The following is a 16,506-nucleotide window of genomic DNA, read 5'->3' as shown; positions in this document are numbered from 1 at the left end:
TGCATGCCGCCTAGCCCGACTACCACCCCAAGCCCCACTCCGCGCGCGGCGCCCCGCTCCAAAACGGATCTGTTTATTTCTTTCTCGCTGCTCGCCCTGCAGGGCTTTGGCGGCGTGCTCGCAGTCGCCCAGCGCGAACTCGTCGATCGCAAACAATGGCTCACCGCCGAAGAGTTTGTGGAAGACTGGGCCGTGGCCCAGATCCTGCCCGGCCCCAATGTGGTGAACCTCTCACTGATGCTGGGCGACCGCTACTTCGGGTGGCGCGGCGCGCTGGCCGGTGTGGCGGGCATGCTAAGCTTTCCGCTGGTTCTGGTGCTGGTATTGGCCGCCGCCTTTGCCGGTGTGGCCGATAACCCGCAAGCCCAAGGCGCACTGCGCGGTATGGGCGCGGTAGCGGCCGGACTCATCATCGCCGCCGGCCTGCGCCTGGTGCCGGCCCTCAAAAGCAATGTCATGGGCCTCGGCGCCTGCCTCGCATTAATGGCTGCCACTTTTGTAGCCGTGGCTTTGCTGCGCGTGCCCCTTATTTGGGTCTTGCTGGGCTTGGGCGGCTTGGGGTGTATCTGGGCCTACCGATGCCTGGGCCATCTAGCGGCCCAAAAGGAGGCCTCATGAGCATCACCCTGACCGCTGCCCAGTGGTTCGAGCTCTTTACGCACTTCGCCTCGCTCTCGCTACTTGCGGTGGGCGGCGCCATCACCACGGCACCCGATATGCAGCGCTTTCTGGTGGTCGAGAAGGGTTGGCTGGACGCCGAGCAGTTCAGCAACTGCATTGCGCTCGCGCAAGCGGCGCCCGGGCCCAATATTTTGTTTGTGCCGCTATTGGGCTGGACTATCGGCCTCAACGCCGCGGGCGGCCTCGGCGCCGGGTGGTATGGCTTGGGCTTGGCCATGCTGGGCGTGTTTTTGTCGATGCTGGGCATCATGCTGCCTAGCAGCATCCTCACGTTCACAGCGTCCCGATGGGGTCACCGCAACCGGGAGCTGCGCGCCGTGCGCGCCTTCAAGCAGGGCATGGCGCCCCTGGTCATTGCGCTGCTGGTGGCCACCGGCTGGATTCTGGCCGCCAACCACAAGGCCGATACCCACCACCTGGCGCTCTGGGCCGTTACGGCGTTGAGCACCCTCTTGGTGTGGAAAACCAAGATCCACTTGCTATGGCTGCTGGGTGCAGGTGCCCTGGCCGGGTGGATGGGCTGGATTTAAGGCCGGATTGAAGGCTAGTTTCAGCGCGGGTTCTCAAAGAACAGGTAGTTGGAGCCGTAGTCGCTGATCTCGAAATACACCTTCTTCTCGCCGCTGTCCGCAGTGAAGTTCAGGTTTTCGTCCAGTACCCCATAGCCAAAGCGGTAGGGCCGTGGCTTGCCGTCGTCGGTTCCCATGGCGGTACTGAGCTTGTCGATTTTGATGAAGCGACGCACCAGCTTGTCCCCGGCATAGAACTCCAACACGCCATTGGTGCCAGTCCAGTTCTGGATCTCGCGACCCAACTTGTTTTGTTGCTCCTGGGTACAGGCGGTCAAGCCAAATAGGAGCGCAGCCCCCATTAAACCTGCGCAAGCCGCTCTCAATTTAGTAGCAAACATCGTCACACTCCCGGTTTTGAAAATGCAGGGGCTGCCACAGTGCGCTGACGCAGCGCCTCGTACAGGCACACGCCGCTCGCCACAGACACATTCAGGCTCTCCACCGCGCCTTGCATCGGAATGCTGACCAACTGGTCGCACGTCTTGGCAGTGAGCTGTCGCATGCCGTCGCCCTCGGCACCCAGCACCAGGGCGACCGGGCCTTTCAGATCGGCCTGGTACAGGTTGCTGGGGGCTTGGTCACTGGTGCCGATGATCCAGATGTTGCGCTCCTTCAGCTCATTGAGCGTGCGCGCCAGGTTGGTCACCATGAAGTACGGCACCGTCTCAGCCGCTCCGCTGGCAACCTTGGCGACCGTGGCGTTGATGCCGGCGGCATGGTCCTTGGGGGCAATCACGCAGTGGGCGCCGGCGCCATCAGCCACACGCAGGCAGGCACCCAGGTTGTGGGGGTCTGTCACGCCGTCCAGTACCAAAATCAGGGGCTGGGTACGTTGCTCCGGCGGGAGTTCGGCGTTGGCGGCTTCGAGGTTTTCGAGCAGTTCATCCAGCGAATGCACTTGTTTGAGCTCATGCACCCGCGCGGCCACACCTTGGTGGCCGTGGCTGCCGGCGAGTTTGGCTAGGCGCATGCCATCGGCTTCAATCACACGGACGCCTGCCTCAGCCACCCGCTCCAGAAACTGGCGCATGCGGGCATCACGGCGGGTGGGCTCGTAATAAATTTCAACGATGGACTTTGGCGCGGTCTTCAAACGCACACCGACGGCGTGAAAGCCGAATAGAACTTTGGGAGATGACATCCCCCGATTATCGGGGGTGCCGCCCGAATGCCTTCGCATCGCCGCCTGACGCTCCGAACACGCTCGCAGAATTTCAACAGAAAAAGATTCATTTTTATTATTTAAAATGTTTTAATGTGATAAAAATTTAAAATAAAACTCATGCCCCACTCCGGTATCTCCGCGCTCTCGGTGAGTAAGCCCGCTGCTTGGCTCATGGGTTTGCCCCTATGGGCCGCTAATGGCGTGTGCGCATTGAGCTACTTGGTGGTAGCGGTGCTCATGCACCTGCTGTTTGCGCTGCCGCATCCCCTCCCGGTTGCGGGCTCAGCGGCAGCGGGGGTGGCGGTCGCGGTTGCGCTGATGTGCGGTCGCCAAGTGCTACCCGGCTTGTGGCTCGCTCGCTTTGCCTGGGACTTGTGCCTGAACGACGGCAGCCCCGATCACCAGGCACTCTGGCTGGCCGCGTTGGGGGCCACCGCGCTGGTGATCCAGACCGAAGTGGCAAGGCTGGCGGTGCTGGTCCTGCAAATTTTGCCCAGCAAATTGCGTCGTTTGCGCAAGAGCATGCAGATTGCCGGCGCTGGCTTACTGGGTGCCGGTATCGGCACCGGGGTGTATCTGCTGGGTCTGGTCTTTCTGCCCGCCGCCCCCTCGGTCAGCCACTGGGGCCTGCAGGCGGCGGCCCTGTTGTTACCTGAATGGGCGGGCATTGCGATTGTGTTGCCCATGACCATTCTTTGGCTCCAGGATGACAGCTGGCGTGAAGCGCGCAAATGGCGCGTCACCTTCTTGGTCGGATTGGCCGCCGGCTTGACACTGGCGCTGACCGCACGGGCGCTGTGGACCGATGAGCGCTTGACTCTAGCCCGCCTGCAAGACTCCAACACCGCCCTCGCCCAACGTATCACCACCGATTTGCACAGTGTCGAAACCTCAGTAGGTATCTTGCAAAGCCATTTGCGAACCAGCTTGCGGACGCAACCCGACGATTTTGCAGACATGGCAGCCGCCATCCGCGCCGGCGCTCCCCATGTGCAGGCCCTGAGCTGGAACCCGCTGGTTGCCGATGCAAGCCGCGCGCCGTTCGAGGCCCGCCTTCGCAAGGCCTATGGCACGGACGCTGGTTTGCGGGATCGCACGGCAGAGGGCACTCTGGTGCCCAGCGTGCAGGCAGCTTTCTATGTGGCAGTGGAGCACATCGCCCCGCTCGAGCTCAACCGACCAGCGCTAGGCCTGAACATCCATGCCAACCCGGTGCGCCGCGACGCCATCGACCAGGCGATTGCCACAGGCCGGCCCGCCACAACGGCCCGGGTCCAGCTCGCCCAAGAGAATGGCAAGTCTTGGGGTGCGCTGTACCTGAGCCCACTTTACGACGCGGCGCCCGGGGCCGGCACGCGCTTGCCGGTCGGGTTTGCTGTGGCGGTGTTGCGCATGGAGAGCCTGGTGGGCAGCGTGATTGCCGCACTGCGATTTAGCCAATTCAGAGTGCCAGATGGCAGCGCAAGCGGCCCGGAAGTGGTGGCCTACCGCTTTGTGGACCAAACGCCGTCTGCCAACGGCCAACTCCTGTTTGAAGACAGCACCGTGCTGGCCCCACCGATCCGCAACCCCTTGCACACCTGGCCCTTGTTGGCGCTGCCGGCACCGGGGCCCAGTGCCGAGGTGCTGTCGTTCAGCGACCGCCAATACCGCTTCGAGGCCCAACCTAGCGGCCACTTCTGGCGTCAGCAACTCAGCAAAACCCCGTTTCTGGCAATGGCAGTCGGCATCTTTTTCACCTGGGTGACGCTCGCAGCCAGCCTAGTGCTCAGCGGCTCTACCCAGTTGCTCACCCTTGCCGTGGAAAGGCGCACCCGGGAACTGCAGGCCACAGACGCCGCGCTGCAGCAAACCAACCTCCGCTTGGAGCAGCAATCGGTGCAACTGCGATCAGTGCTCGAGGCCACCAATCAGGGCTACATGGGCTTTGATGCCGACGGCCTGCTGGTACTGGGCAATGACAAAGGGTTCGAGCTGATCGCCCTGGCCGCCGGGGAGGATCGGCAGAGCTATGTGACGGTGGCACGCCATATCGGGCGCAATTTTCAACTCGCCCAGGCCCAGGCCCTGTCCGTCACCCAGAGCATGCTGAGCGTGCGCAACCACAAGCAACACCATGTGTACCGGGATCTGGTGCCGGCCCGGCCAGACTTGCCTGCCCGCTACCTGGACATGCGCATCCATGCGTTTGAAGACCCCCAGCTGAGCACCATCGTGCTGCTGCACGACACCACGCCGGAGGTACAACTCGAACGCTCCAAGTCGCAATTCATGTCGTTTGCGGCCCACGAAATCCGCACCCCACTGACCGTGATTCACGGTTACGCAGACCTGCTGGCCACGCGTGAGCAAAGTGCCGCCATGGCGAAAGAGATGGGCCAGCACATCTTGCGCAAGTCCCAGGGCTTAAACCATTTGCTGCAGCGCATGCTGGACTTGTCTGAAATGGATCTGAACGGCCTGGACGTGAAACGCACCCGCAACACCGACCTCGGGGCCCTGTGTGCCACTGCCGCGCGCCTTCTCGACCTGCCCGAGGGGCGTGAGCCACCGGTGCTAGTCCACCACGACCCGATCCCTTGGTGCCGTGTCGACCCGGTCGCGATCACCACGGCGGTCAACGAGTTGCTGCACAACGCCTATGCCTTCAGCCCACAGGGTACGCAAGTCACCCTGACCGTAGGGCCGCTGAGCGAAGACGCTGAAAACCCGGGTGGTGTGCGGATACGCGTGCAAGATCACGGCCAAGGAATGACCCACGAGGTGCAACAGCACATCTTCGAGCGCTTCTACCGGGCAGACAGTTCGGGCAAACACCCGGGCTTCGGGCTGGGTTTGAGCACCGCCAAATTGATTGCAGACCTGCACAAGGCCCGACTCAGCATTGAAAGCACACCGCAGTCAGGCACGGTGGTGTCTATCGAGATCCCCCAAGGGGACATTTAAGGAAAATCGGGCTCTAGCGCACGTTTGATCTGCGCAATACGCTATATTTTTTATAGCAAAATGCTGCCGTCGTGGGCGCTTACGCGGCGGGGCGTGTAGGCGCAAAATCCGCCCATCAGGCGGCTACTGCCTCGGGGGCGACCCTGCCGGCTTCGATCAAAATCCGCCGGTCGCAACGGGCAGCAATGCTGCGGTCGTGCGTCACCAATACCAGTGTGGTGCCCTGTTCGCGGTTGAGGTCAAACATCAGCTCCATGATTTTTTCGCCGGTGGCGAAATCCAGACTGCCGGTGGGTTCATCGGCCAGCAAGACTGCGGGCTTGACCACAAACGCACGGGCCAGCGCCACCCGCTGCTGTTCGCCGCCGGACAGCACCTTGGGGTAGGAGTTCAAGCGCTGCGACAGGCCCACGCGGGAGAGCATTTCGGTTGCCGCAGATCGGGCGTCTTTACGGCCATCGAGCTCGAGGGGCAGCATGACATTCTCCAACGCGGTGAGGTTGCCCAGCAACTGAAAGCTCTGAAACACAAAACCCACCTGGCGGGCGCGCAGTGCGGCACGGGCGTCTTCATCCAGGGCAAAAATGTCTTGCCCGGCGACCCGTACGGTGCCGCCGGTCGGCGTATCCAAGCCCGCAATGATGGAGAGCAAGGTGCTCTTGCCGGAGCCCGATGCCCCCACAATGGCTGCGGTCTCACGGGTATTGAGTGCAAAATCGATGTCACGCAGGATCTCCAGCGTGCCGGTGGAATCAGTCACCGCCTTGAAAACATGCTCAACCGAAATAATGGAATCACTCATGGGGCTCTCTCTAGTTCGTAGACACTGTATCGCGGTACTCATTCTGGCCTCTTTTGCAGGGCTAAACCCGGCGATGGCAAAGGATGCAGCACCCCGGGCAGCCAACGGCGCCAAGATCCTGATTGTGGGCGACTCCTTGAGTGCCGAATATGGCCTCAAACGCGGCACCGGCTGGGTGGCACTCCTGGAGCAGCGCTTGGGTCAGGAAAAGCTGGCCGCGACCGTGGTGAACGCCAGCATCAGCGGCGACACCACTTCCGGAGGGCGCTCGCGCCTGCCCGCGCTGTTGGCCCAGCACAGGCCCACCGTGGTGGTTATCGAGTTAGGGGGGAACGACGCACTGCGCGGCCTGCCCCTCACCATGACCCAAGACAACCTGACCGCAATGACACGCGCAGCCCAACAGGCGGGCGCCAAAGTTTTATTGGCAGGGATGCAGGTGCCGCCCAACTACGGGCAGGATTACACCAAACGATTCAGCGAGACCTTTGCCACGGTTGCCAAGAGCACGAAGGCGGCCTTGGTGCCGTTTTTACTCAAAGGCGTGGCCGATGGACCCAACGCTGCGGCCATGTTTCAAGCGGACCGGATTCACCCGCGGGAAGAAGCCCACCCCACGATTCTGAACACCATGTGGCCGGCAATAAAAAACCTCCTCAAATGACGTGCACTTGGGGAGGTTGTCCGGGATCGGGCGGCCATGCCGCCAAACTCAAGCCGCTGGAGTTTCGGCGCTAGGAGCGGCACCATCGGCAGCAGCCAATTCAGCCGCCTCGTTGGGCGTTAACTCAGGCTCATCACCTGTCTTGCGCTCGGCTTTTTGCTTGAGCTTTTCCTCTTTTTTCTTCTTTTTAGCCAGTTCTTTCTGACGTTTTTCGTATCCGTAGTTGGGTGTTGCCAAAGTGTGCTTTCGTTAATTGAAGCCACTTTACCACCTCGGCCTGCGCTCACGCAGGCGGGCTGCTGTTTTCGAGGCTATCACTCGGGCTTTCCTGCCCCGGCCACTGCACCGACGCCCGATAGGCGTGCCATGTTGCGTGGCCCAACAAGGGCCCCACCACCAACAAGCCCGCATGCCACGGCACCATCAGCGCCCCCACCAACAATCCGCTGAGCAAGGCCCCCCACCACAGCATGACGCCCAGGTTGCACAGAAACACCTCGATGCTGGTGATCGCAGCAAACACCGCATCGGTGTCGCGGTCAAGAATCATGGGAATGGACACAACGCTCAAGGCGAACACCAGCAAGGCGAACCCGCCACCGACCACACCATAAGCCATCACGAACTCGAGATTGTCTGGGTTGAACACGGCTTGGACTACGCCTGTCGTCGATGGCATGCCGGTGTTGAAAAACACGGCAAACACCACCAAAGAGGCTCGCCCCCACAGCAGCTCCAGCACAATCAGCACGAGAACCAGCATCGCCATACTGCCCAAATGCTGGTCCCAGCAGGTGATGGAACCGCCCAACGAGGCGGGAGTACCTGCCTCCCGCCGGCGACTCACTTCATACAAGCCCATGGCGAGAAAGGGGCCGACCAACAAGCAGCCCGAAGCGATCGTCATGGTGTATTCGGGGCTGCTGCGGAACACGGCACCCAGCACCAAGGCCATGGTGGTGAATGCAACGCCATAAAACAAGGCAATTCCGGGATGGGCCTGCATGTCCTGCAGACCGCGCAACAACCACTGCAAGGGTGCGCCCCATGCCAGGGTCGCCACAGACTTGCGGGGCGCTTCTGACGGTGGGGGAATGTAGGGTGCCGGTTCGGCATCAAGCGGCGAAGTCATGGGAGCAGCGTACGCCCTCCTCCATGCCTTGCCTACTCAGGAAAACACGCAGTCAGCGCAATACCTCGAGCGCCTGTGCAATGTCGGCTTGCAGATCAGCCACGTCTTCCAAACCGACCGAGAAGCGAACCAGCGTGCCGCGCAGCAGATGCTCGGGCCAACCGGAGCGCATGGTTTCTAGCTCATAGGGCACTACCAAGCTGATAGGCCCGCCCCAGCTGTAACCAAGCTTAAACAGGCGTAGCGCATCGCAGAAGGCATCCACCTCGGCTTGGGTGAAGCGTGGATCCAACATCACACTGAACAAACCCGCGGCGGTCCCGATCTCGCCACCGGTCAGCGCCTTCCAATGGCTATGACCGGGCGACTCCGGCAAGGCCGGATGCAGGACTTGCACAAACTCGGCTTGGGTCTGTGCCCATGCCGCCAGCGAGCGCGTGGCGGCATCGTGGGCTTTGTACCGCAGGTCGATGGTCGGCAATGAGCGGAGCACCATCTCCACGTCATTCATACCCACACCGATTCCAAAGCGCATATGGGTGAGCTTGAGCTTGAGGTGCAGCCCCGGATTGCGGGTGATCACACTGCCCATGAGGACGTCGCCACCCCCACTGGGGTATTTGGTAAGTGCATGGGCCGAGATATCGACGCTGACCCGCTCCGCCGCACCCGGCGCCAAGTCAAACGGGCAAAACGCTAGGCCGGCGCCCCAGGTGTTGTCGAGTGCAGTGTTTACCCGGCGCCGCTGGCAGATGCGCACCATCTCCACCAAATGGGGAAACTCAAGGCTGACAGACCCAGCTGCCTCTAACCACACCAGCTTGGTCCGGCTGGAGATCTGGGCCTCCAAGTCTTCCGGATCCATCGGGTTGTAGTACTGATGGGTAATGCCCCAACCTTGGAGCTCGCCCTCTACGATGGCCTTATTGGGGCCATACGCATTGTCCGGAACCAACACCTCGTCACCACTTTTGAGCAGCGACATGGCCACCAAACCCAGCGCAGCCAGGCCACTGGGAACCAACAAGCATTCGTCGCCGCCCTCCAGGGTGGCGAGGCGCTCCTCCAGCGCATAGCTGGTGGGCGTGCCATGCAGCCCGTAGGTATACGCCGACTTGTCTTTCCATTCGCGACTGCGCATGGCAGCCACGCTGGGGAAGAAAACCGTCGAGGCCTTGAACACGCCCGGTTGGGGCGCCTCAAAACCAGCCGGCGGCTGGTAAGGATGGTGAATGAGGTGAGTGATCCGGTCGGTCATGCAACTACGCCAGCAACAAACAATGCGTCAAACACTCCACTTTTGAATCAGCTGCTGCGGACGCAAAGAGTCGTAGCTCTCAAACGGCTGGTGAATCCAAGGGTTAGTCGGCAGGAACTCGACCGAGTAGTCGGGTGTGAACACGCTGACGGCTTTGGTCCAAATTACCGCGCTACGCAGCTCAGTGATCGGGGCGTAGTTGTTACGCAGCTGGTTGATCACCGCATTCAGGGTGTGACCGGAATCAGCCAAGTCATCCACCAGCAACACCCGGCCTGCGATCTCGCCCTTGGGGGTGGTGATATAGCGGGCGATATCAAGGTTGCCTTGCTGGGTACCGGCTTCCGCGCGGTAAGAGCTGGTCGACATGATGGCCAGAGGCTTGTCAAACACCCGGGAAAGAATGTCGCCAGGACGCATGCCGCCGCGGGCCAGGCACAAAATTGTGTCGAACTCCCAGCCGGACTGGAAGACTTTGATGGCCAGCTTTTCGATGAGATTGTGGTACTCGTCGTAGCTTACATAGAGGTGTTTACCGTCTTCAGTCAACATCAAATTGCTCCTAAAAGGATAGCTGCTTGCGCAGTATTTACGTGGGCTAGAGGCATAAAACGCATAAAACAGCTTACTCAGGCAAATAAGGGTGGCGCATCATGATGGTGTGGTCCCGGTCCGGGCTGGTAGACACCATGTGAATCGGCACGCCGGTCACTTGTTCGATACGCTGCAGGTACAAGCGGGCCGCTACCGGCAGCTTGTCGTATTGGGTCACACCCACGGTGCTGTCACTCCAACCTTCCATCACTTCGTAGATGGGTTTGCAGCGCTCAATCTCATCGGCGCCCATGGGCAAGATATCGATTTTTTCGCCATCCACCTCATAGCCGGTGCAGAGCATCAATTCTTTCAGGCCATCGAGCACATCGAGCTTGGTGATACACAGGCCCGACAAACCGTTGACCTGGGCGGAGCGCTTGAGCAACGCCGCGTCAAACCAGCCGCAACGGCGTGAGCGACCAGTAGTCACGCCTTTTTCGGCGCCAATGGTGCTCATGTGATAGCCGGGGGTACCAGGCACTTCCCAGTCCAACTCAGTGGGGAACGGACCACCGCCGACGCGAGTGCAATAAGCCTTGGTGATGCCCAGGATGTAGTGCAGCATGCCGGGGCCGACGCCCGAGCCAGCCGCCGCATTACCAGCGACGCAGTTGCTGGAAGTCACATAGGGGTAGGTGCCATGGTCCACATCCAGCAAGGTGCCCTGCGCACCTTCAAACAGCAGATTGGCGCCAGCCAGATTGGCTTCGTTTAACTCGCGGGACACGTCGGCAATCATGGTTTTGAGCAGTGCCGCGTGTTCCATCGCTTGCTGGAACACCGGTTCAAACTGAACCCGGCCGTTGGCCATGAAGGGCGCCAGCTGAGGACCGAAGTCAAACGCCTCAGACCCCAAGTAGGTCGCTAGAACGTGGTTGTGTAAATCGAGAAGCTCGCGCAGCTTGGCAGCAAAACGCTCAGGGTGCTTGAGATCCTGCACACGCAACGCGCGACGTGCGATCTTGTCTTCGTAAGCCGGGCCAATACCCCGACCGGTGGTACCGATCTTGGCGGTGCCGCCTTTTTCACGGAAGGCTTCCCGCGCGACATCCAATGCGACATGGAATGGAAGGATCAAGGGGCAGGCTTCGCTCACACGCAGGCGGGAGCGGACCTCTACGCCTGCCTTTTCCAAGCCTTCGATTTCCTCGAACAACTTGGCGGCCGACAACACCACACCGTTACCGATATAGCACTTGACGCCGGGGCGCATGATGCCGGAGGGGATCAGGTGCAACGCGGTTTTCACGCCGTTGATCACCAGAGTGTGGCCCGCGTTGTGTCCGCCTTGAAAGCGCACCACGCCTTGGGCGCTTTCGGTGAGCCAATCGACCAGTTTTCCCTTGCCCTCATCACCCCACTGGGTGCCGACGACCACTACATTTCGACCTTTGGTTGTATTCATTTCGCTCAGGATTAAATTGCTGTTACGACCCACTGACCAGCGGCTTGCACCAGCTCACGGTCGCAATGGAACTCATCGACTTCACTTTCGTGCCCGGGGAGGACACACACTACGGTTTCACCCTGTTGGCGCAAACCCGCAATCGCTGCTCGCAAGGCCGTGGCCTCGCCCCATGGAGCACGGATGGCAGCCCGCAGTGGCCGCACCTGTGCCGCATGGGCTAGAACTTTCACATCCAGACTGAAGCCGACCGCCGGCCGCTTGCGACCGAAGACCGAGCCCACCTCGTCATAACGCCCGCCACGGGCCAACGCATCGCTGGCACCTTGGGCGTAGACGGAAAAACGCATGCCGGTGTAGTACGCATAGCCACGCAAATCCGCGAGGTCAAAAGTGACTTTGACACCATCAAGGTGACCGGCCATCCATTCGAGATGGTCGAGGGCCTCGAGCACACCGGGCAATTGAGGAAGCGCTGCACGGGCTTGGGCCAACACACCGGCCCCGCCGTACAGCGTCACCAACAACTTGAGCGCCGCAGAAATAGGTGCTGGGCAAGCCGCTGTGAGTTCGCTCAGAGCACTGCTGTCTTTGGATGCGAGGGCTGCCAAAACGTCGGCACGTTGGCTGCTGCTCAAACCCGACTCGGCAAGCAAGCTGCTGACGATGCGCGCATCCGCCATGTCCACAGTTAGGCTGCCTACCTTGCTCGCCTTGAGGCAATCTAAAGCCAAGGTCAAAATTTCGAGGTCAGCCTCCAAGCCCGCGTGGCCATAGATTTCCGCACCGAACTGCAAAGGCTCACGGGTGGCATGAGGCACTGCAGGCAGCGTATGCAACACCGGCCCGCAGTAGCACAAGCGGGTAACGCCGCGGCGGTTCAACAAATGTGCATCAATCCGGGCAACCTGCGGCGTGGTGTCAGCCCGCAAGCCCATCGTGCGACCGGAGAGCTGATCAACCAACTTGAAGGTCTGCAGATCCAGCGCTTTGCCGGTACCGGAAAGCAGAGACTCCAAGTGCTCCAGCAACGGGGGCATCACGAGCTCGTAGCCATAGCAACGGGCCATGTCCAGGAGATCTCGACGTATTTCTTCGATGTGACGTGCTTCGGACGGCAGTACATCGGCAATGTGATCCGGGAGGACCCAAGCGGACATGGAATTGAGGGGAGGCTGTTAAAACGAAGATTTTACCGGCCTTGAGCCCTAAATTTCAGGAGAGCATCCACCAAATGCTGACTAAACCCACAACGATGCTGCACAAGCCATAGAAGCGGATCTGCCCGTCCTGCAACTGCAAGAGCTGCTCAAACAGCTTGCGCCACCCGCGGGGTGACGCAAAAGGAAACAAACCTTCGAGCACTAGCACAAGGGCTAGTGCTACCCACAACGTGTCTCCACTCACGTTTATTTTTTGACTGCTGGAGCGCTACCGCCCCCATTGCGGAAAGTTTTGAAGAATTCAGAACCGTTCGGATCCAGCACCATCACGTCGCCTTTGTTGGCGAACGTGGATTTGTAGGCCTCGAGGCTGCGATAGAACTGCGCGAATTGCGGATCTTTACCAAACGACTCCGCATAAATGCGCGCTGCCTCTGCATCGCCCTCGCCTTTGATTTTCTGCGCATCGCGGTAGGCATTGGCGATCGTAATTTCACGCTGACGATCAGCGTCCGCACGGATTTTTTCGCCCTCGGCGGCACCCGTTGAGCGCAGTTCGTTGGCGACGCGTTTGCGCTCAGCTTCCATCCGGCGGTAAACCGATTCCGTAATCGCCTCTACGTAGTCCACGCGGGTGATGCGAACATCCACCACATCCACGCCCCAAGGCTTGGAGCCACGCACCTTGTCGAGTACTTCAGCTTTGACGTCGGCCATCAGTGCTTCACGCTTGAGCGAGAGCAACTCTTTCACAGTGCGTTTGTTGATCTCTTCCTGGAATGCATTTCGCACCACACGGTTGAGCTGGCTAGCACCAGCGCCTTCATTCAAGCCCACATTGCGAATGTACTCCGAAGGCTCAGTGATGCGCCAACGCACATACCAGTCAATGACGACGCGCTGCTTCTCAGCGGTCAACATCGGCTCAGCATCTGTGCTGTCGAGAGTCAGCAAGCGCTTATCGATGTAGGACACATTTTGAAATGGTGGCGGCAGCTTGAAGTTCAGACCAGGCTCGGTAATCACGTCTTTAATCTGGCCCAGCGCATAGACCACACCAAACTGGCGCTGGTCCACCACAAACAAAGTCGAGCTCGCCAGTGCCAAAAGCACCAACAGCGAAGAAAAAATCAATCCAATGCGGTTCATAGTCATGTCCTAGCGCACATCGCGTTCGCGGGTCCGGGCCGCATCACGGCTACGGGGGTCTGGAGTCATCGTTGCACCGGTAGCTGCAGCGGGTGCTGCAGGAGCAGCGCCACCGGCGGCAGGGTTCGCTGCAGGACCGTCACCAGAAGCTTGCGAGCCTGTCATTTGCAAAACCTTGTCCAAAGGCAGGTAAAGCATGTTGGAACCCTGCTTGGAATCCACAATCACCTTGGTTACGTTGCTGTAGATCTGTTGCATGGTGTCGAGGTACATGCGATCGCGCATGACCTGAGGCGCCTTTTGGTACTCGGCAAACACCGAGCGGAAACGCTGCGAATCACCTTGGGCCTGAGCCACAACGCGTGCTTTGTAAGCATCAGCCTCTTCCTTGAGTCGGGAGGCAGAACCTACTGCACGCGGTATCACGTCATTGGCGTAAGCCTGCGCTTCGTTTTTGGCGCGCTCACGCTCTTGACCAGCCTTCAGTACGTCGTCAAAAGATGCCTGCACTTGCTCGGGAGGACGAACACCGCCCTGCTGCAGGTTCACACCTACCACTTCGATACCGACCTTGTAACGGTCCAGAATGGTTTGCATCAATGCGCGCACACGCGGTGCGATCTGGTCGCGCTCTTCAGAGAGTGCTGCGTCCATCTTCATTTTGCCCATCACCTCGCGGATAGACGTTTCTGCGGCTTGCACCACTGCCTCGCTCGGATTCTTGCTTTCAAACAAGAAAGCCCGAGCATCGCTCAAACGGTACTGGACTGCAAACTTGATATCCAGAATGTTTTCATCTTCCGTCAGCATGGCGGACTCTTTAAGCCCGGTGGCTTTCATGACCACGTCACGACCCACATCCACAGAACGGATCTGGCTCACAAACACCAACTCGTGCTTTTCAATCGGATACGGCAAGCGCCAATTGAAACCGGCGTTTACCGTCGATTTGTATTTGCCGAACTGCGTAATGACCGCTTGCTGACCTTCTTGCACGATGAAAAAACCCGTGCCTAACCAAATCAGCGCCACAACCCCAATGATCAATCCCGCGCCAATGCCGGCATTCTTCATATCTGGCTGAAATCCACCGCCTCCGCCATTACCTGCGGGCGGCTTTTGGCCGCCACCAAACAAGCCGCCAAGTTTGCGATTGAAATCCCTCCACAACTCGTCGAGGTCCGGGGGGCCGGACTGCGCGGTATTCTTGGGGGGCGGCCATACGATCCCGGTTGGTTTGCTGGTCTTTCGATGTCACTCTCAGGCTTGGGGCCACCTTCTGTACTGGGTGGCTCTTGCTTGTCGTCTCCACGTCCCCAACGGGAATCGTTGAGATTGAGAACCACGCGCAGCCAGGACATGAAGTCCCGGTTTTTCGTACGGATCGCAGTAAGTTTCATGGTTTTTTCTTAAGTGCAGTTAGGCGCATTGTGCCAATTCAGGTCTCATCCCCTAGGGGCTCAGGGTGAATAGCCGAATTCTGGGTCAATTCAGGCTCAGGTTTCGCAATTTCAGCCAGCTTTTGACGTAGCAGGGGCATTCCCTCCAGCGTCCGCGCACTCACAAATAGGCGCGGAGTTTGAACCCCTTCGATCTCATAAAAATCATCGATTCGAATAGGTTGTGCCTCTGGTGCGATGGCATCCACCTTATTGAATACCAAAAGCTGCGGAATATCAGCGGCGCCGATTTCTTTCAAAACCATCTGAACCTGGGCTATTTGCTCAGCAAACTCGGGGTTCGCTGCATCGACCACATGCAGCAACAAATCCGCGTCAATAGCTTCTTGCAAAGTCGCTTGAAATGCGTCAACCAAGCCGTGCGGCAAATCACGAATAAAACCTACGGTGTCCGATAGCGACACTGACCGCCCGGCCTCTCCAAGGTAGAGCTGTCTGGTCGTTGTGTCTAACGTAGCAAACAATTGGTCAGCAGCATAGGCACGCGCTTTTACCAACGCATTAAAAAGCGTTGACTTACCCGCATTCGTATAGCCGATCAGGGAGATATTGAAGGCATCGCGTCTTTCACGCTGACGCCGCTGGGTTTGCCGCTGGCGCTTGACCTTACTCAGGCGCTCTTTGGTTCGCTTGATGTTCTCACTGATCATCCGGCGATCCAGCTCAATCTGAGTCTCTCCCGGACCACCGCGCGTACCGATACCACCGCGCTGACGCTCCAAGTGAGACCAGCGCCGCACCAAACGCGTGCTCAAGTACTGCAAGCGGGCGAGCTCTACCTGCAGCTTGCCCTCATGGCTTCTGGCCCGCTGAGCAAAAATCTCAAGGATTAAAAATGTCCGGTCGTTGACCGGCATCTGCATGTGGCGCTCAAGGTTGCGCTGTTGCCCGGGGCTCAGGGCTTGGTCGAAAAGGATCTCGGTCGCGCCCGTTTGCAGAGCCAACTGGCGGATTTCTTCTGCCTTGCCGGATCCCACGAACAAAGCGGCATCCGGTGCTCTACGCTTGCAAACCACACGCCCTACCGGCTGTAAACCGGCGGTTTGAGCGAGCAGACCCAACTCTTCCAACTCGGCATCGAAATTGGGCAAACCTAAATCGACCCCCACCAAAATAGTCGGAGCCGATTGACTGTCCATCGAATTACTCAAAAGCGGAAGTAGTTTTCAAAAGTTAAAAGGGCCAAGCAGAACTTGGCCCGAGCACCCTGCCTCAAGCAGCTGGTGCATCCTCAGCGACAGCAGACAAGTTCACCGCGCGGCCTGGAACAATCGTAGAGATTGCGTGTTTGTAAACCATTTGGGTCACCGTGTTGCGCAAGAGCACAACATACTGATCAAAGGATTCGATTTGACCCTGCAGCTTGATACCGTTTACCAAATAAATGGAAACCGGCACATGCTCCCGACGCAATGCGTTCAGGAAGGGGTCTTGGAGGAGTTGGCCTTTGTTGCTCACGATATTCTCCGTGTTCAAAAATGAAGAGGGTTTGACGATACCACACATAAGTGC

Annotated in this window: 17 protein-coding genes and 1 pseudogene; 4 read left to right on the top strand and 14 right to left on the bottom strand. The window is 59.3% G+C overall.

The genetic code is table 11. The annotated features are described in order from the left end of the window. Positions 1 to 3 precede the first annotated feature (3 nt). On the top strand, positions 4 to 618 hold the full coding sequence (locus tag RAE19_RS17330; RefSeq protein WP_313876044.1) for a chromate transporter: 615 nt from the start codon (positions 4 to 6) through the stop codon (positions 616 to 618). Then, complete coding sequence (locus RAE19_RS17325) at positions 615 to 1,211, top strand: chromate transporter (RefSeq protein WP_313876043.1); 597 nt, start codon at positions 615 to 617, stop codon at positions 1,209 to 1,211. Before RAE19_RS17330 ends, RAE19_RS17325 begins: the two co-directional genes overlap by 4 nt. Positions 1,212 to 1,231: 20 nt before the next feature. Here RAE19_RS17325 and RAE19_RS17320 read toward each other — a convergent pair whose 3' ends face one another. Both RAE19_RS17320 and rlmB read right to left on the bottom strand, forming a co-directional pair. Beyond that, a complete protein-coding gene (locus tag RAE19_RS17320) occupies positions 1,232 to 1,552 on the bottom strand; it encodes a hypothetical protein (RefSeq protein WP_313876276.1) in 321 nt (106 codons plus the stop codon). 41 nt (positions 1,553 to 1,593) lie between these two features. Then, a complete protein-coding gene (gene rlmB / locus RAE19_RS17315) occupies positions 1,594 to 2,394 on the bottom strand; it encodes a 23S rRNA (guanosine(2251)-2'-O)-methyltransferase RlmB (protein WP_313876042.1) in 801 nt (266 codons plus the stop codon). 141 nt (positions 2,395 to 2,535) lie between these two features. Here rlmB and RAE19_RS17310 point away from each other — a divergent pair, with 141 nt between their 5' ends. Beyond that, positions 2,536 to 5,364 carry a CHASE domain-containing sensor histidine kinase gene (locus RAE19_RS17310; RefSeq protein ID WP_313876041.1) on the top strand — a complete coding sequence of 943 codons (2,829 nt, stop codon included), beginning with the start codon at positions 2,536 to 2,538 and terminating at the stop codon, positions 5,362 to 5,364. Positions 5,365 to 5,479: 115 nt separating this feature from the next. Here RAE19_RS17310 and RAE19_RS17305 read toward each other — a convergent pair whose 3' ends face one another. Next, positions 5,480 to 6,166 carry an ABC transporter ATP-binding protein gene (locus RAE19_RS17305; protein ID WP_313876040.1) on the bottom strand — a complete coding sequence of 229 codons (687 nt, stop codon included), beginning with the start codon at positions 6,164 to 6,166 and terminating at the stop codon, positions 5,480 to 5,482. Here RAE19_RS17305 and RAE19_RS17300 point away from each other — a divergent pair. Continuing rightward, complete coding sequence (locus tag RAE19_RS17300; protein ID WP_430962556.1) at positions 6,165 to 6,830, top strand: arylesterase; 666 nt, start codon at positions 6,165 to 6,167, stop codon at positions 6,828 to 6,830. The two genes, RAE19_RS17305 and RAE19_RS17300, sit on opposite strands and share 2 nt — an antisense overlap. Before the next feature lie 48 nt (positions 6,831 to 6,878). On the opposite strand, the gene RAE19_RS17295 is transcribed toward RAE19_RS17300, so the two are convergent. The 11 genes and pseudogenes from RAE19_RS17295 to hfq all read right to left on the bottom strand — a co-directional run bounded on the left by RAE19_RS17295 (position 6,879) and on the right by hfq (position 16,452). After that, entirely contained in the window at positions 6,879 to 7,067 is a 189-nt protein-coding gene (locus RAE19_RS17295) for a hypothetical protein (protein ID WP_313876038.1), read from the bottom strand. Between the two features lie 46 nt (positions 7,068 to 7,113). Then, the gene (locus RAE19_RS17290; RefSeq protein WP_313876037.1) at positions 7,114 to 7,962 is read right to left on the bottom strand and encodes a DUF2189 domain-containing protein; all 849 of its coding nucleotides are present in this window, start codon (positions 7,960 to 7,962) and stop codon (positions 7,114 to 7,116) included. Between the two features lie 52 nt (positions 7,963 to 8,014). Beyond that, complete coding sequence (locus RAE19_RS17285) at positions 8,015 to 9,220, bottom strand: PLP-dependent transferase (RefSeq protein ID WP_313876036.1); 1,206 nt, start codon at positions 9,218 to 9,220, stop codon at positions 8,015 to 8,017. Positions 9,221 to 9,247: 27 nt separating this feature from the next. Continuing rightward, the gene (locus RAE19_RS17280; RefSeq protein WP_313876035.1) at positions 9,248 to 9,772 is read right to left on the bottom strand and encodes a phosphoribosyltransferase; all 525 of its coding nucleotides are present in this window, start codon (positions 9,770 to 9,772) and stop codon (positions 9,248 to 9,250) included. A gap of 73 nt (positions 9,773 to 9,845) precedes the next feature. Continuing rightward, positions 9,846 to 11,222 carry an adenylosuccinate synthase gene (locus tag RAE19_RS17275; RefSeq protein WP_313876034.1) on the bottom strand — a complete coding sequence of 459 codons (1,377 nt, stop codon included), beginning with the start codon at positions 11,220 to 11,222 and terminating at the stop codon, positions 9,846 to 9,848. An 11-nt stretch (positions 11,223 to 11,233) separates the two neighbouring features. Next, the gene (locus RAE19_RS17270) at positions 11,234 to 12,382 is read right to left on the bottom strand and encodes an ATP phosphoribosyltransferase regulatory subunit (protein ID WP_313876033.1); all 1,149 of its coding nucleotides are present in this window, start codon (positions 12,380 to 12,382) and stop codon (positions 11,234 to 11,236) included. Positions 12,383 to 12,437: 55 nt separating this feature from the next. Further along, positions 12,438 to 12,629 (bottom strand): DUF2065 domain-containing protein, encoded by a 192-nt coding sequence (locus RAE19_RS17265; protein ID WP_313876032.1) that lies wholly within the window; start codon positions 12,627 to 12,629, stop codon positions 12,438 to 12,440. A gap of 2 nt (positions 12,630 to 12,631) precedes the next feature. Next, on the bottom strand, positions 12,632 to 13,534 hold the full coding sequence (hflC, locus tag RAE19_RS17260; RefSeq protein ID WP_313876031.1) for a protease modulator HflC: 903 nt from the start codon (positions 13,532 to 13,534) through the stop codon (positions 12,632 to 12,634). Between the two features lie 9 nt (positions 13,535 to 13,543). Beyond that, positions 13,544 to 14,934: pseudogene (gene hflK / locus RAE19_RS17255) on the bottom strand (FtsH protease activity modulator HflK). A 38-nt stretch (positions 14,935 to 14,972) separates the two neighbouring features. Further along, complete coding sequence (gene hflX / locus RAE19_RS17250; protein WP_313876275.1) at positions 14,973 to 16,133, bottom strand: GTPase HflX; 1,161 nt, start codon at positions 16,131 to 16,133, stop codon at positions 14,973 to 14,975. A 73-nt stretch (positions 16,134 to 16,206) separates the two neighbouring features. Beyond that, a complete protein-coding gene (hfq, locus tag RAE19_RS17245; protein WP_322562236.1) occupies positions 16,207 to 16,452 on the bottom strand; it encodes an RNA chaperone Hfq in 246 nt (81 codons plus the stop codon). Positions 16,453 to 16,506: the final 54 nt, after the last annotated feature.

The sequence above is a fragment of the Rhodoferax potami genome (assembly GCF_032193805.1).
In the GTDB taxonomy this organism is placed as follows: Bacteria; Pseudomonadota; Gammaproteobacteria; order Burkholderiales; family Burkholderiaceae_C; genus Allorhodoferax; species Allorhodoferax potami_A.
Note: the sequence above shows the minus strand (reverse complement) of the source record. Positions and strands in the feature narration are given on the sequence as shown.

Bases quoted from the DNA above. Each gene is read 5' to 3' on its own strand.
- RAE19_RS17330 (WP_313876044.1), top strand. From the start codon at position 4: ATGCCGCCTAGCCCGACTACCACCCCAAGCCCCACTCCGCGCGCGGCG.
- RAE19_RS17325 (WP_313876043.1), top strand. From the start codon at position 615: ATGAGCATCACCCTGACCGCTGCCCAGTGGTTCGAGCTCTTTACGCAC.
- RAE19_RS17320 (WP_313876276.1), bottom strand. From the start codon at position 1,552: ATGGGGGCTGCGCTCCTATTTGGCTTGACCGCCTGTACCCAGGAGCAA.
- rlmB (WP_313876042.1), bottom strand. From the start codon at position 2,394: ATGTCATCTCCCAAAGTTCTATTCGGCTTTCACGCCGTCGGTGTGCGT.
- RAE19_RS17310 (WP_313876041.1), top strand. From the start codon at position 2,536: ATGCCCCACTCCGGTATCTCCGCGCTCTCGGTGAGTAAGCCCGCTGCT.
- RAE19_RS17300 (WP_430962556.1), top strand. From the start codon at position 6,165: ATGGGGCTCTCTCTAGTTCGTAGACACTGTATCGCGGTACTCATTCTG.
- RAE19_RS17305 (WP_313876040.1), bottom strand. From the start codon at position 6,166: ATGAGTGATTCCATTATTTCGGTTGAGCATGTTTTCAAGGCGGTGACT.
- RAE19_RS17290 (WP_313876037.1), bottom strand. From the start codon at position 7,962: ATGACTTCGCCGCTTGATGCCGAACCGGCACCCTACATTCCCCCACCG.
- RAE19_RS17285 (WP_313876036.1), bottom strand. From the start codon at position 9,220: ATGACCGACCGGATCACTCACCTCATTCACCATCCTTACCAGCCGCCG.
- RAE19_RS17280 (WP_313876035.1), bottom strand. From the start codon at position 9,772: ATGTTGACTGAAGACGGTAAACACCTCTATGTAAGCTACGACGAGTAC.
- RAE19_RS17275 (WP_313876034.1), bottom strand. From the start codon at position 11,222: ATGAATACAACCAAAGGTCGAAATGTAGTGGTCGTCGGCACCCAGTGG.
- RAE19_RS17270 (WP_313876033.1), bottom strand. From the start codon at position 12,382: ATGTCCGCTTGGGTCCTCCCGGATCACATTGCCGATGTACTGCCGTCC.
- hflC (WP_313876031.1), bottom strand. From the start codon at position 13,534: ATGAACCGCATTGGATTGATTTTTTCTTCGCTGTTGGTGCTTTTGGCA.
- hflX (WP_313876275.1), bottom strand. From the start codon at position 16,133: ATGGACAGTCAATCGGCTCCGACTATTTTGGTGGGGGTCGATTTAGGT.